The organism is Streptomyces sp. NA04227 (genome assembly GCF_013364195.1).
Taxonomy (GTDB): domain Bacteria; phylum Actinomycetota; class Actinomycetes; order Streptomycetales; family Streptomycetaceae; genus Streptomyces.
On sequence record NZ_CP054918.1, the window covers coordinates 6,695,372 to 6,710,468 of the forward strand.

Genomic DNA, 15,097 nt, shown 5'->3' on the forward strand with positions numbered 1-15,097 from the left:
CCGCGAGCGAGGGGACAACGATGACGTCTCGACGAGGTGGTTGCGCATGGTGACGGACGATCAGATCCGGTACTACCTGAAAAAGGTGACCGCCGATCTGCACGAGACCCGGGGGCGACTGCGGGAGTTGGAGGAGGCGGCCGCGGAACCGGTCGCGGTGGTGGCGATGGGCTGCCGCTTCCCGGGGGACGTCCGGTCGCCGGAGGATCTGTGGGAGCTGGTCGTCTCCGGGCGGGACGCGATCGCGCCGTTCCCCGAGGACCGCGGCTGGGACGTCGACGGCCTCTACGACGCCGATCCGGACAAGCCCGGAAAGACCTACGCACGCGAGGGCGGCTTCCTGGCCGACGTCGCCTCGTTCGACGCGGGCCTGTTCGGGATCGGCCCGCGCGAGGCACTGACCCTCGACCCGCAACAGCGTCTGCTCCTCGAGGTGACCTGGGAGACCTTCGAACGCGCGGGCCTCACGCCGTCCTCGCTGCGCGGCAGCCGCACCGGTGTCTTCGTGGGCACCAGCAGCCAGGAGTACGCGATTCTGCTCCAGAACGCTCTCGGGTCCTTCGAGGGCTACTCCACGGGCATCCTCGCCAGTGTGCTGTCGGGCCGTCTCGCCTACACCTTCGGCCTCGAAGGCCCCGCGCTGACCGTCGACACGGGCTGCTCGGCATCGCTGACCGCGCTCCACCTCGCCGTGCAGGCGCTGCGCCGGGGCGAATGCTCCATGGCCCTGGCGGGCGGCGCCTCGGTGATGACGACCCCCGGCATGTTCGTGGAGTTCAGTCGTCAGCGGGGGCTTGCCGCGGATGGGCGGTGCAAGGCGTTCGCGGCGGCTGCGGACGGTACGGGGTGGGGCGAAGGAGTCGGACTCGTACTGCTGGAGCGGCTTTCCGACGCGAGGCGCAAGGGGCATCCCGTACTGGCCGTGGTGCGGGGTTCGGCGGTGAATCAGGACGGGGCGTCGAATGGGTTGACCGCTCCCAATGGTCCTTCGCAGCAGCGGGTGATTCGGCAGGCACTGGCGTCGGCGCGGTTGTCGGCGGATCTGGTTGATGTGGTGGAGGCGCACGGGACGGGTACGACGCTGGGTGACCCGATCGAGGCGCAGGCGTTGCTTGCTACGTACGGTCAAGAGCGTTCGGTGGAGCGGCCGTTGTGGCTGGGGTCGATCAAGTCGAACATCGGCCATACCCAGGCGGCCGCAGGCGTCGGCGGCGTCATCAAGACGGTGATGGCGATGCGGCGAGGCATGCTGCCGCCGACGCTGCATGTGGATGAGCCGACGCCGCATGTGGACTGGTCGTCGGGTGCGGTCCGCCTGTTGACCGAGGTGCGGGAGTGGCCGCGGACCGGCCGTCCGCGCCGAGCCGGGGTGTCCTCCTTCGGGATCAGCGGCACCAACGCCCATGTGATCCTTGAGCAGTCGGAGGACGACAGCTTCCCCGCCCCCGCCGTGGCACCGGACCTCGCGGGCGCCCCCGCGCGGAACACGGCCGAGGGGGACCACACCGGGACCGGCCCCCTGCCCTGGCTGATCACCGCGCGGAGCGAGCGCGGGCTGCGGGACCAGGCGGCCCGCCTCCGCGAGCACGTACGAGCCCGCCCGGACCTGGCACCGGCCGACATCGCCCACTCGCTGCTCACCTCGCGCACCCTGTTCGACCACCGGGCCGTCGTACTGGCCGACGACCGGGACGCGTACGACGCGGGCCTCGAAGCGGTGGCCGAGGGGAGGAGCGCCGCCGGTGTGGTGGCGGGCGTGGCACGCGACCCCGGCAGGCCGGTGTTCGTCTTCCCCGGCCAAGGCGCCCAGTGGGAGGGCATGGCGGCGGACCTGTGCCGGGACTCGGCGGTCTTCCGCGCGCGGCTGCACGAGTGCGCCGAAGCCCTGGCGCCGTACGTCGGCTTCTCGCTGCTCGATGTCGTACGCGGCGTCGCGGGTGCGGCGCCACTGGACCGCGTCGACGTGGTCCAGCCCGCGCTGTGGGCCATGATGATCTCGCTCGCCGAGTTGTGGCGCGCCCATGGCGTGGAGCCCGGCGCCGTGGTGGGCCACTCGCAGGGCGAGATCGCCGCCGCGTGCGTCGCGGGCGCCCTGCCCCTCGATGACGGGGCCCGCATCGTGGCACTGCGCTCCCGTCTCGTCGCCGAACGTCTGGCGGGCAGCGGGGGCATGGCGTTCCTGGCCCTCCCGGAGGAGCAGGCGCGGGACCGGCTCGCCAAGTGGGGTACGCGGCTGGCCGTCGCCGCGGTCAACGGGCCCTCGTCCGTTGTCGTTTCGGGTGACGCGCAGGCGCTCGACGAGCTCCTGGACGCCGCGGAGCGGGAAGGCGTACGGGCGATCCGGGTCGCGGTGGACTACGCCTCGCACTCGGCCCAGGTCGAGACGCTGGAGGCCGAACTCACCGCAGCGCTCGCCGACATCACCCCGCGCACGGCCGCGATCCCGTTCTTCTCCACGGTCCACGGCGGCCCGGTCGACACCGTGGGGCTCGACGCCGCGTACTGGTACCGGAACCTGCGCGAGACGGTCCGCTTCGACCCGACCGTGCGGGAGCTCCTCGCGGCCGGGCACCGTACGTATGTGGAGGTGAGCCCGCACCCGGTGCTCGCGATGTCCCTGCACGAGATCACCGAGAGTGCCGCGAGCACCGTGCTGACCTCGCTGCGACGGGACGAAGGACACCTGGGGCGCTTCCTGACCTCCCTCGCGGAGGCGCAGGTCCAGGGGGTCCCGGTGGCCTGGTCGGCGCATACCGGACCACGGGCTCGCCTGGTGGATCTGCCCACCCTCGCGTTCCAGCGCCGCCGCTACTGGCCCGACACGCTGCCCGCGGCGTCCGCCGTCCGCGAGGGAGACGACAGCGCGGCGGCCGTGTTCCGGCGGCGCCTCGCCGAACTCCCGGAGAACGGGAGGCAGTCGATGGTCCTTGAGACCGTGTGCGAGCACGCCGCAGCCGTGCTGAACCACGGCTCCCCGGCCGGCATCGACATCACCCAGGCCTTCACGGACCTCGGTTTCGTGTCGATGACGGCGATGGAGATGCGCAACCGGCTGGCAGGCGCGACCGGTGTCCGCCTCGCCCCGGCAGCGGTCTTCGACCACCCGACGCCGGAACGGCTGTCCCTGCATCTCCTCGCCTGCCTGACGGGCGCTCAAGAGCAGGCCGAAGAGCCGGTGTCGGCACAGGCGGCCACCGGCGAGCCGATCGCGATCGTGGCGATGGGCTGCCGATACCCCGGTGACGTGACCTCGCCCGAACAACTCTGGGACCTGGTCGCCTCGGGGCGGGACGCGACCTCCTCCTTCCCGGCCAACCGAGGCTGGGACACGGAGGGGCTCTACGACCCGAACCCCGGGCGGCCCGGGCGCACTTACGTCCGCGAGGGCGGCTTCCTGCACGACGCCGACCGCTTCGACCCGCTCCTGTTCGGGATCAGTCCGCGTGAGGCGCAGGCGATGGACCCGCAGCAGCGCCTCCTCCTGGAGGTGGCGTGGGAGGTCCTGGAACGGGCACGGTTGGCGCCCGACGCGCTCGGCGGCAGCCGAACCGGCGTGTTCGTGGGCCTCAGCGGCCAGGACTACCTTCCGCTGCTCACCGCCGAACCCGAGGACAGCGCCGGGCACTTGATGACCGGGACCTCGCCGAGCGTCGCCTCGGGGCGTCTCGCGTACACCTTCGGTCTCGAAGGCCCCGCGGTGACGGTCGACACCGCCTGCTCGTCGTCCCTGGTCGCGCTTCATCTCGCGGTGCAGGCGCTACGGCAGGGCGACTGCACGGCCGCCCTGGTGGGCGGGGCGACGATCCTCTCGACCCCGGGCGCGTTCGTCGAGTTCAGCAGTCAGGGCGCGCTGTCGCCGGACGGGCGGTGCAAGGCGTTCGCCGCGGGGGCGGACGGCACCGGCTGGGGCGAGGGCGTCGGCATGCTGCTGCTCGAACCGCTCTCCGTGGCGCGCGGCGCCGGACACCCGGTGCTCGCCCTGATCCGCGGCACCGCCACCAACCAGGACGGGGCGAGCAACGGACTGGCCGCCCCGAACGGACTGGCCCAGCAGCGTGTCATCAGGCAGGCGCTGGCCCACGCCGGACTCACCGCCCGCGACGTGGACGCCGTCGAAGCGCACGGCACGGGCACCACACTCGGCGACCCCATCGAGGCGCAGGCCCTCCTCGCCACATACGGCCAGGGGCGCCCGGCCCACGCTCCTTTGTGGCTCGGCTCGTTGAAGTCCAACATCGGTCACACCGCCGCCGCGGCCGGTGTCGGCGGTGTCATCAAGACGGTGATGGCGCTGCGCCGGGGCGTGCTGCCGCCCACCCTGCACGTGGACGAACCGACGCCCCACGTGGACTGGTCCTCGGGCGCGGTGGAGCTGCTCACCGAGGCCCGGCCCTGGCCGGAAACCGGCAGGGCACGTCGTGCCGGTGTCTCCTCCTTCGGGATCAGCGGGACCAACGCGCACGTGGTGCTCGAGCAGGCGCCGGAGGACCTGACGGAGACGGCGAACGAACCGAACGAACCGAACGAACCGAACGAACCGGGCGGACCGGTCGGGCCGGATGTGCAGGACGGGCAGGACGCGGCCGAAGAGCCCGCCGCCGGTTCCGCACCGCGCACCTCATGCCCCCTCACCTCCTCCCTCCCCGTGCTGCCCTGGGTGCTCTCGGGCGGGACCGAGGAGGCGTTGCGTGCGCAGGCCGAGCGGTTGCGCCGGTTCGTCGAGGAGCGTGCTGAGCTCGTACCGGCCGATGTCGCACGCTCGTTGGCGGCGACCCGGGCCCGGCTGGAGCACCGCGCGGTACTCCTCGGCCCGGACCGGCAGGCTCTCCTGGACGCGCTGTCGGCGCTGGCGCAGGACGCGTCCGGCCCGGGTGTGGTGCGCGGTACGGCGCGCGCCCGCGACCGGGTCGCGTTCCTGTTCTCCGGTCCCGCCCGTGCGGGGGCGGGGGAGTGGGCCGGGGCAACGGCTGGGGAACGAGCCGCGTTCGTACGGGAGTTGGCGGCGCGGTTCCCGCTGTTCGCGTCGGCGCTGGACGAGGCCGCCGCCGCGGTGGCGGCCGAGTTGGGCTGCCGCCCGGCAGACGTACTGCTCCCGAACGGAGAGGCGCCGCAGGAGCCGGTACGTGCCCCTGAGCTCGACCCGGTACTTGACCCGGTACTTGCCCAAGGGGCGCTGTTCGCCGGGGAAGTGGCCCTCTTCCGGCTCCTTGAGCACTGGGGGGTCAGCCCCGGGTTGCTCCTCGGCCGGTCCGTCGGGGAGGTCACCGCGACGCACTGCGCGGGCGCGCTGTCCCTGACCGACGCGGCGGTACTTCTCGTCGCCCTCGGCCGGGCGGTCGCGGGCGACGGCGAGGGCGAGCGGGAGGGCGGGGGCCGGGCCACGGAAGAGGCCCGCGCGGTCGTCTCCCACGAGTCGGCGGCGGACGGTATCCGACGGGCGGTCAAGACGCTGACGTTCCGCCCACCGATGACTCCGCTCGCCTCCGGCCACACGGGGCGGCCGGTGCCGTACGAGGAACTGTCGTCGCCGGAGCACTGGGTGCGCCTCGCACGGGAGGGCGGCACACCGGCCGACGGCGCGGGGTGGGCCGGGGCCCAAGGCGTGCGTATCCACCTCATGATGGGGCCCGTCCGTACCGGGGCGACCGGCCCGGACGGGAACGGAACCGGGGCGGCAGCCACGGCCGAGGGCCTCACCCTCCTGTCGCCAGCCGGGCAACAGCACACCGGTGAACTCGAAGCACTCCTCGCCGCGCTGGCCCAACTGCACGTCAGGGGCGTCCCGGTGGGGTGGGACAGGATGCTCGCCGACTGCGGCGCACTTCTGGTGGACCTGCCCACGTACGCGTTCCAGCGTCGTCGGTACTGGCCCGAGGGCACCGCGCCGACGATGGGGGCGAGCTCTGCTTCGGACGAGCACGGTCGGCAGCCGGCGGACCGGGCACGGCAGGTCAGGCAGAGTCTGGCGGCGGCGGACGGCCAGGAGCGGACCCGGCTCCTCGCCACCCTGGTCCGTACCCATGTCGCGGCGGTCCTCAGGCTGGCGGACCCGGACGCCGTCGACGACGAGCGGCCCCTGCCCGAGCTGGGCTTCGACTCGCTGACGGCGGTGGACCTGCGCAACCGGATCGGCGCGGACACCGGTCTGCGGCTCCCTCCGGGCCTCGTCTTCCGGCACCCCACCGTCTCTGCCCTGACCCGGCATCTGGCCGCGGAATGGACACCGACCGGTCCCGGCGACCTGGACGAGCCGCACGACGGGCACGCCCCGTACGCCTCACACCACGGGCACGCCCCGCACGACGCGGAAGCAGCCGCCCGTGAGGCCGAAGGGGGCCAACGCCTCACCCTCGGGCCGCTCTTCGCCCGCGCCGGTGAACTGGGCCGGACGGAGGAGTTCCAGGAACTGGTGCGTCAAGTCGCGCGATTCCGCCCGGTCTTCGAGGCGTCCGAGGAGCGGCCGCGGCCTCAACAGGTCAGGCTGGCGCGCGGTTCCGCCGCCCGGCTCGTGTGCTTTCCGACGTTCGCCGTCGGCTCGGGGGCCTCGCAGTACGCCCGGCTGGCTGCCGCCTCCGGGGGCGAGCACGATGTCTGGGCCCTGCCGGCGCCCGGCTTCGACTGGCGGGAACCGCTCCCCGCGACTGTGGACGCCCTGGCGGAACTCCAGGCGGATGCCGTCGCACAGTGCCGCGGCGGGAACGACAGCGAGGGCGGCGGCGACGGTGAAAGCAATGGCGGCCGCAGGGACGACGGCGGGCCCCTCGTCCTGCTCGGGTACTCCGCGGGCGGCTGGATCGCGCACGCCACCGCGGCCGCGCTCGAAGCGCGCGGCGCGGGCCCGGACGCCGTCGTGCTCCTGGACAGCCACTGGCCGGACAGCGCGATGCTTCCGTACCTCCACTCCTTGATCGAGCAAGCCCGTAGGTCGCAGGCGCGTAAGTCCGGTGCGCCGGACGGGAGCTGGCCCCAGGAGGCCGGTGACGACGCCTGTCTCACGGCCATGGCGCACTACGCCGGGCTGTTCCGGTCGTGGGCTCCGCGCGAGATCGGCGCGCCGACGCTGCTCGTACGGGCGTCGACGGCGGACTCCGGCAAGGCACCGAAGGACTGGCAGCCCCGCTGGCAGCTCCCGCACACGGCCGTCGATACGCCGGGGACCCATTTCTCGATCATCGGTGAACACATCGAGCCCGCGCTGCACGCGGTGGGCCACTGGCTCGGCGGCCTGCGCCGGGATCACCGCAGCCACCCACTGACGATCACCCACTGACGAGAACCCCACTGAGGACCACCCAAGGAGCACGATGACGTCCAACGCCGCCGACGGCCGCAACGCCCTGAACGACGACGCCCCGAAGAACGACAATGCCCCGAACGACAACACCCTGAACGACAACGGTCCGAACGACCTCGGCCATCTCGACCAGGCCGTGATCGACGGGCAGGCCGGGTACTCGAAGCCGTTGCTCAACCTCTACGACCTCATGGTGTACCGAGGCACCGGCCCCCTGCTGTGGCGCTGCCCGTCGGCGGTCTCCCGGAGCCTGTACGACACCAGTGTGGGCGCGCGCCACATGGACATCGGTGTGGGCAGCGGCTACCTGCTGCACCATGCGCGGTTCCCGGTGCCCGACCCGCGGATCACCCTGGTCGACCTCAACCCCAACTCCCTGGCCCACACGGCGCACCGGCTCCGCCGCCACGAGGTCACCACGGTCCGCGCGAACGTACTGGAACCGCTGCCCGTACCGGAGCACTCGCACGATTCGGTGGGCATGAGCTACCTGCTGCACTGCGTCCCGGGAAACCTCCGGGAGAAGGGCGTCGCCCTGGCGCACGCCGCGGCCGCGGTCCGCCCCGGCGGAATCGTCTTCGGCACCACGGTCCTTTCGTCCGGCGTGCCGGTGACCTCCGCGGCCCGCCGGGCCATGCGGATGCTCAACAAGCGGGGCGCGTTCCACAACGACGGCGACACCCTCGACGATCTCCGCGCCCAACTCGCCCAGCACTTCGACCGCCATGAACTGACCGTTCAGGGATGTGTGGGCGTATTCCGGGCGTGGACGGTGGCTTGAACCGTCTGTCCCCGAAGATCGCGGCTGGTCCATTTATCAAACGTTGAGCAGGTGAGTGGATAGTCTTCCTGGGGCCAGTGGTGGCATGCCGAGGGGGACACCATGTGGGGTGACGTAGTTTTCGACAGCGAGGACTACCCTGCCGACGACAGGTTCGAAGCCTGGAGACAAAGGGGAGTTGTCGCCAGGCACGAGGGCTCACTCGAGATCTTGAGCGACCGGGATGATCGGTTCTCGTGGCGCCAGCGCAGAGGAGACCTGGGTCCCGCGGGTTATTGGGCGGCGCGGGGCACGCCCTGGGGCTATCACAGAACGCCACGTCACGTGCGGGAGAACGGTGCGGAGCACTTTCATGTCGGACTTCTGACGAGAGGATCGTTGAACGTCGTCTGGCATGGGAAGGTCGACGAGGAAATCACGGTCAAGGATGGGGAGTTGTTCATTGACAGCAGTGCACGCTCGGTCAGTGCTTTCGTGGACACGAATGCGCCGGAGTGCAATCTGTCCGTGGTGAAGGTGCCCCGAGATCTGATGGCGCTGCCGCCCTCCCGCCTTGACCGCGCAAGTGAGCTGAATCTGTCGGTCCACAGCGTGTACAGCGGGCTGCTGGCCCAGCTCCTCGAACAGTTGGACAACGGCGCTTCCTCGTACCGGAATGCGGACGGGCCGAGACTCAGCCAGATCGCCGTGGATCTGCTCACCGCCCACGTCGCCCATGTCGCCGATGCCGAAGAGGTTCTTCCCGCGGAAACCCGGCAGCGGGAACTCCTGGTGCGCTGCAAGGTTTTCATCGAGCAGCACTTACGGGACCCCTTACTCACACCGTCGGCTGTCGCCAAATCCCAGCACATTTCCCTGCGTTACCTGTACCTGATCTTCCGGCAGGACGAAATGACCGTCGCCGCCTGGATTCGCCGAAGGCGTCTGGAAGGCGCGCGTCGCGAACTCTCCGACCCGGCAATGAACTCACTGCGCATTCACGAGATCGCCGGGCGCTGGTGCTTCTCCGGCCCCTCGGACTTCACCCGTGCCTTCAAGTCCGCATTCGGAACCAACCCCGCCGAGTTCCGTCAACTCCGGCAGGGACATCGGCATTAGCCGAGCGGGGCTGCGCGTACGGCCCGTGAGGGGCACAGCCACCGCGCACCCGCGTACCACCCTGGTTGTACGCTGGCCCAGCTCAACTGGGGCGTGGCGACAGGGGGAACGCGACGTGGAACCGCTGCTGGCGGGCGATCCGGAGACGATCGGGGCGTACCGGCTTGTCGGGCGGCTCGGCAGTGGCGGCATGGGGGAGGTCTTCCTCGGCCGTGCGGCGGACGGGGGCCTCGCCGCGGTGAAGGCGGCGCGTTCCGAGTACGCCCAGGACGCGGAGTTCCGGCGCCGGTTCGCCCGCGAGGTCGAGGCCGCGCGGAGGGTCGACGGGCGCTTCACGGCGGCCGTTCTCGACGCCGACCCGGCGGCCGTACGCCCCTGGTTCGCCACCGAGTACATCCCCGGTGTCTCCGTCACCGAGGCGGTCGCGGCCGGCGGGCCGCTGCCGGAGGAGCCGCTGCGGGCGCTGATCGCGGGGGCCGCCGCCGCCCTTGAGGCGATCCACCGCACCGGGCTCACGCACCGGGATCTCAAGCCGTCGAACGTCCTGCTGGCCGCGGACGGCCCGCGCATCATCGACTTCGGGATCGCCCGCTCCGCCGACCACACCCAGCTCACGCGTACGGGCATGGCCCCCGGAACGCCCGGATTCATGGCGCCGGAGCAGCTGCGCGGTGAGGGGATCGGACCCGCCACGGACGTGTACGCCCTCGGCGCGCTGCTGGTGTTCGCGGCGACGGGGGAGGGGCCGTTCGGGCACGGTGACACGCTGACGCTGATGTACCGCACGCTGGAGGAGGAACCCCGCCTCGACGGGGTTCCCGACGCGCTGCGACCGATGCTCGCGCGCTGCCTGGCCAAGGACCCCGGGGCACGGCCGAGCGTGGCCTCGCTGCGGGCGGAGTTCTCGGTGGCGGCGACACTGCCGGGCGGGCAGTGGCTGCCCGCCGAGATCGGCACGATGGTGGTCCGGCGCCAGGAGGACAGCGCCGGGGCCCGCGCGCCCCACGACACCCCGCCGCCACCTCCCCTGCCCCCGTCCGCGCCCGCGTCCCCGCTGTCGTCCGCTCCCACGTCCGCGGCCGTCGCACCCCCGACCCCTTCAGGATTTCCTCCCGGCGCCCCCTTCGGACAGCTGCCCGGGCAGCCGCCCACCGCCGCTGAACGGGGGCGGCTCTCGCGTCGAGGGCTGTTCGCGGCGGCCGGTGCCCTGGTCGCCACGGCGGCGGTCGGCGGTTCGATCGCGGTGATCGCGACGCGTGACGACGGGGACGGGGGCGACAAGGACCGGGCCGCCGAGAAGCCGGGCGGCGAGGGTCAAGGCGGGGACCCGGACCAGACAGGTACGCCGGACGAGGCACCCGCCGCCGATGGTTCCGCGCAAGGGGAAGCCATCGGCGACTTCGCGACCGAACCGTTGCCCGAGATCACGGCGGGCCATGCGTTCGGCACCCAGCCCACGGTCGCCACGGCGTCCGGGCCGCCGCCGAAGGAGATCACGGCGCTGGCACTCACCCCGGGGGAGGGCGAACCGCTCGCCGCGGGCGACAGCGGCCAGTGTCACTTCACGATGCAGGTCTGGGGCGAGAGCAAGGTCGTGGACAACTCGTGGAAGAACGGCGGCTCACCGGCGCTGCTCACGATCGGGACCGGCGAGGTCATCCCGGGCTGGGACAAGGTCCTTGTGGGTCGGAAGAAGGGGAGCCGGACGCTGTTCGCGGTGCCGCCGAAGTGGGCGTACGGCGACCAGGACGTGGGCAACGGCGTCAAGCCCGGCTCCACCCTGGTCTTCGTGGTGGATGTGATGGGCATCGGGATGCCGAGCGGCGGTACGGCGACCCCGTAGCGCTCCCGCGAACTCTCGCGAACTCCCGCGAACTTCCGGGCGGACCAGCGGCCTTGCGACGGACGGACGTTCACGTTGCCGGGCTGCGGTCCCCACTGCGCGAGCCGTGCAGCGCGAACGCCGTGTTGACCAGGGCGACATGGCTGAACGCCTGCGGGAAGTTGCCCAGTTGGCGTTCGTGGACCGGGTCCCACTCCTCGGCGAGCAGGCCCACGTCGTTCTGGACGTCGAGCACGCGGCGGAAGACCTCCGTCGCCTCCTCGCGGTGACCGGCCATGGCCAGGCTGTCGGCGAACCAGAGGGTGCAGGCGAGGAAGGCGCCCTCGCCGCCGGTCATGCCGTCGACGGCGTGCACCGCGTCGCCGTTGGAGGAGTAGCGGCGCAGAAAGCCGTGCTCGTCCAGGCTGCGAACGGCACTCAGGGTGCCGAGGATCCGGCTGTCCTGGGCGGGCAGGAACCCCAGGCGGGGGATGAGCAGGGCCGAGGCGTCCACCTGGTGCGAGCCGTAGTACTGGACGAAGGAGCCCCGATCGGCGTCCCAGCCGCGGGCGCAGACCTCCCGGTGGATGTCCTGGCGCAGCGCCCACCAGCGCCGGGCGGAGCCGCGCATGCCCGCCACTCGGGCCATCCGCAGGGCGCGGTCGGCCGCGACCCACGCCATGATCCGTGAGTGGACGAAGTGGCGTGGCGGGCCGCGTACTTCCCACAGTCCCGCGTCCGGCTCGTGCCAGTGCTGCTCCAGATGCGTCATGAGATCCCCCATCAGATGCCAGGTGGGGGCGTCGATCGGCACGCCGGACCGCAGCGCCGAGTACAGGGCGTTCAACACCTCGCCGTACACGTCGAGTTGGAGCTGTTCGGCGGCGGCGTTGCCGACCCGTACCGGGAGCGAGCTTTCGTATCCGGTCAGCCAGGGCGCCAGGGACTCGTCCACGCGCCGCTGCCCGAGGACGCCGTACAAGGGCTGCAGATCGCCCGGGTCACCGGCGGCCGCCCGTAGCAACCACCGCGTCCAGGCGAGGGCTTCCTCGCGATAGCCGCTGCGCATCAGGCAGGAGAGGGTGAGGGTGGCGTCCCGGATCCAGCAGAAGCGGTAGTCCCAGTTGCGTTGCCCGCCGGGCCACTCGGGCAGGGAGGTGGTGACGGCCGCCACGATGCCGCCGCTCGGGGCGTAGGTCAGGGCCTTGAGGGTGATGAGGGAGCGTACGACGGCCTCGCGACCGGGTCCCTGGTAGCGGCACTTCGCGGCCCAGGAGCGCCAGAAGTCGAGGGTGCTCTCCAACTGGTCGGAGTCGTCCGCCTGTTGCGGGCCTTCGGTCGCGGGGGTGGCCGTGAGGTGTGAGGGGATCCAGTCCAGGACGAACGTCCGTTGGTCCCCGCGGCGCATGGTGAAGTCGAGTGAGGTGCCGGTCCGTTCGACCGTGATGTCGACACCGGCCGAGCAGGAGAGCACCACGGAGTCCGGGCCCGCCACGGCGGCCGCGGCACGGCTGTTGACGCGTCTGTTCCACGGGACGATACGGCCGTTGTCGAATCGCAGTACCAATTCCCCGTGCATGGCCACACTTCCGGAAAGGCCACGGACGATGCGTACCACCCGTGGATAGTCACGCACGCGCAGCGGCATGAAGTCCGTTACCAGAACGGCCCCGCCGACCGTCTCCCACACGGAATCCAGAACGAGCGTGTCACCGCGATACGAACGGCGATTGCAGTGGCCTTTCACGCCTGCCGGGGCCAGGCGCCAGAATCCGTGGCGGGCGTCCCCGAGCAGCGCCGCGAAGCACGCGGGGGAATCGAATCGTGGCACGCACATCCAGTCGATGGCGCCGTCCCTGCCAACCAGGGCGGCCGTCTCAAGATCCCCAATCAGGGCATAATCTTCAATTTGCCCAGCCATGTGGAAATTCTAGCCAGTCGCGCAAGCCCTGGATATGGCCGATCCTCCGTCGGTGAGTGCGGACGGGGTCTTGGGAGCGGGGTGCAAGGCGCGCTTGACCGGCGGGTTTGCGTCGCCGCATCATGAAGACGTTGTGCCTGTCCAAGGGAATCGAATGGGTTCCCGGAGGCGATCGCCTTGATCATTCATCCGCTGCGCCGGGCCACCGACAGGCCCGCACCCGTTGTCGCCGCACGGCCGACCGTGAGCCTGGTGATTCCGGTCCGCGACGAGAGTCCCGGGCTCGACCAGCTCCTTCGTGAAGTGCCCGGCTGTGTGGGGGAGATCGTCCTCGTGTACCACGGTCCGGGCCCGCACCCCGCTTCCCCCGCCCCGTCGTCGGCCGCCGCCCCGCGTATCCGCCGGATCTGCCCGGGAGTCGGCAGCGGGGGAGAGGCGGGGGAGATCATTCACGAGGGACTGCGGGTGGCCGTGGGCGAATTCGTGGTGCTCATCGACGCGGACGGCAGTATGCGCCCGGGGGAAATCCCGCATTATGTGCACTACCTGGAAAGCGGTTACGACTTCGTGAAGGGCTCGCGTTTCATCGCGGGCGGCGACAGTCCCGGTTATCCGCTCGCGCGACGTGCCGGTCACCGCGCGCTGCTGAGTGTGGCGCGGTTGCTCTACGGTCAGCGTCTGACGGATATCTGGTACGGATTCTGCGCGTTCCGGCGCGATTTCCTGCGGCTGCTTCCGCTGCGCCCGGACGGAGTGGAACCGGGTGCCTGGATGGTGGTGCACGCCCTGCATTACGGTCTGCGTATCGCCGAGGTGCCCAGCGTGGAACTGCCGCGCCGATTCGACACCTACCGGCTGCGCACGCTCCATGACGGCTGGCGAATTCTGTGGGTTCTGCTGGCGGAACGGCCGCGCAATGGACTGGCGCGAGCCGTCCGGACGCACCGTCGGCGCCGAGCCGAGACATAACGGCGATTCTTAAAAATCGTCATATTCAGCCTGAAACGGTTGACATGCTTCTCCGGGCGCGCACAGCATGGGTGAGAAGACAAGTCGCCTCACACGTGCTTTTCCGTATCCGTGGCGACAACTCGTTGGGAAGAGATCTCCGTGTTCTCGGTCCAGACCATCACTTACTCGGGACCGCCCGGGGCACACCCTCTGCGGCGGTCGACCGACTGGCCCGCGCGGCATACGCGCGGCGGTGGCCGGGACCACGACGCGGCGAGGGACCACGCTCCGGCACGGCGCCAGTCCGACCGTGTGCGCCGGGCTCCCTGCGCCTACCGGCCGCTCGTCCCGCGGGTCCGCGTCGCGCCCCGTCGCCGCCGTGCGCGGGCCCGCGTCGCACGCTCCGGCACCGCACGCCGCGACGACTCCGGCCCATCGGCCCCAGGCGACGGCTCACCCGCACACAGGACCCTCCTCGGCCCTGACCCGGCGGGGGGCGAGGACGGATGACCTCCGTGCTGACGCGCCCGCCCGTCGACCTGGAAGTGATCTTCCCGGCGTTCAACGAGGAGCACCGCCTGCCGAGCACCGTCTCCACCGCGGTCGATCATCTCGCCCGGTGCCCCTGGTCGTCCGCCGTGGTGGTGGTCGACAACGACAGCGGCGACCGCACCCATGACGTACTCGACGGCTATGGCGCGGCCGGGGTCGAGGTCTACGCGATCGGCTGCAGCGACCACGGCAAGGGCGCCGCGGTACGCCGCGGCATGGCCACCTCCTCGGCCCGCTTCGTCGGCTTCGCCGACGCGGACAACGCCACCCCCTTCGACACCGTCGACCAGGTCATGCCGCTGCTGCGGCAGGGCCACGCCGCGGTGATCGCCTCCCGGCGCGCGGACGGAGCGAGCTACGAGATCGAGCAGTCCGCGCTGCGCCGCTGCGGCGGCTGGATGTTCCGGGCGCTCGCACGGCTGACCGTGCCGGACATCGCCGACACCCAGTGCGGTTTCAAGTTCTTCGACGGCCCGCTCGTGCGTGAGGTGATCGACGACTGCCGCATCGACGGCTTCGCCTTCGACGTGGAGATCCTCGCCCGCCTCGCGCGCCGTGGCCACCGGGCCACCGAGGTCCCCGTGGCCTGGTCCGACGTACCGGGGTCGACGTTCTCCGCACGACGGGACGGCCTGCGCTCGATGGCCGACCTGATCCGGATCTCTCTTGCCAGGTGAC

Annotated in this window: 7 protein-coding genes; 6 read left to right on the forward strand and 1 reads right to left on the reverse strand. The window is 71.4% G+C overall.

Annotation, left to right across the window (positions count from 1 at the left end; genetic code table 11):
• Positions 1–46: 46 nt before the first annotated feature.
• From HUT18_RS28305 to HUT18_RS28320, 4 genes are all read left to right on the forward strand, one after another.
• A complete protein-coding gene (locus HUT18_RS28305; RefSeq protein WP_176103362.1) occupies positions 47–7,270 on the forward strand; it encodes a type I polyketide synthase in 7,224 nt (2,407 codons plus the stop codon).
• 34 nt (positions 7,271–7,304) lie between these two features.
• On the forward strand, positions 7,305–8,075 hold the full coding sequence (locus HUT18_RS28310) for a class I SAM-dependent methyltransferase (RefSeq protein ID WP_176103363.1): 771 nt from the start codon (positions 7,305–7,307) through the stop codon (positions 8,073–8,075).
• Between the two features lie 378 nt (positions 8,076–8,453).
• Complete coding sequence (locus tag HUT18_RS28315; RefSeq protein WP_176103364.1) at positions 8,454–9,173, forward strand: helix-turn-helix domain-containing protein; 720 nt, start codon at positions 8,454–8,456, stop codon at positions 9,171–9,173.
• A gap of 115 nt (positions 9,174–9,288) precedes the next feature.
• Positions 9,289–11,016: a protein kinase gene (locus HUT18_RS28320; RefSeq protein WP_176103365.1), complete on the forward strand. Its 1,728-nt coding sequence runs from the start codon at positions 9,289–9,291 to the stop codon at positions 11,014–11,016.
• Positions 11,017–11,086: 70 nt separating this feature from the next.
• Here HUT18_RS28320 and HUT18_RS28325 read toward each other — a convergent pair whose 3' ends face one another.
• Positions 11,087–12,916, reverse strand: a complete 1,830-nt coding sequence (locus tag HUT18_RS28325; RefSeq protein ID WP_176103366.1) for a glycoside hydrolase family 15 protein — start codon at positions 12,914–12,916, stop codon at positions 11,087–11,089.
• A gap of 177 nt (positions 12,917–13,093) precedes the next feature.
• Here HUT18_RS28325 and HUT18_RS28330 point away from each other — a divergent pair, with 177 nt between their 5' ends.
• Complete coding sequence (locus HUT18_RS28330) at positions 13,094–13,885, forward strand: glycosyltransferase family 2 protein (protein ID WP_254878843.1); 792 nt, start codon at positions 13,094–13,096, stop codon at positions 13,883–13,885.
• Between the two features lie 488 nt (positions 13,886–14,373).
• Positions 14,374–15,096 (forward strand): glycosyltransferase, encoded by a 723-nt coding sequence (locus HUT18_RS28335; protein ID WP_176103367.1) that lies wholly within the window; start codon positions 14,374–14,376, stop codon positions 15,094–15,096.
• Position 15,097: the final 1 nt, after the last annotated feature.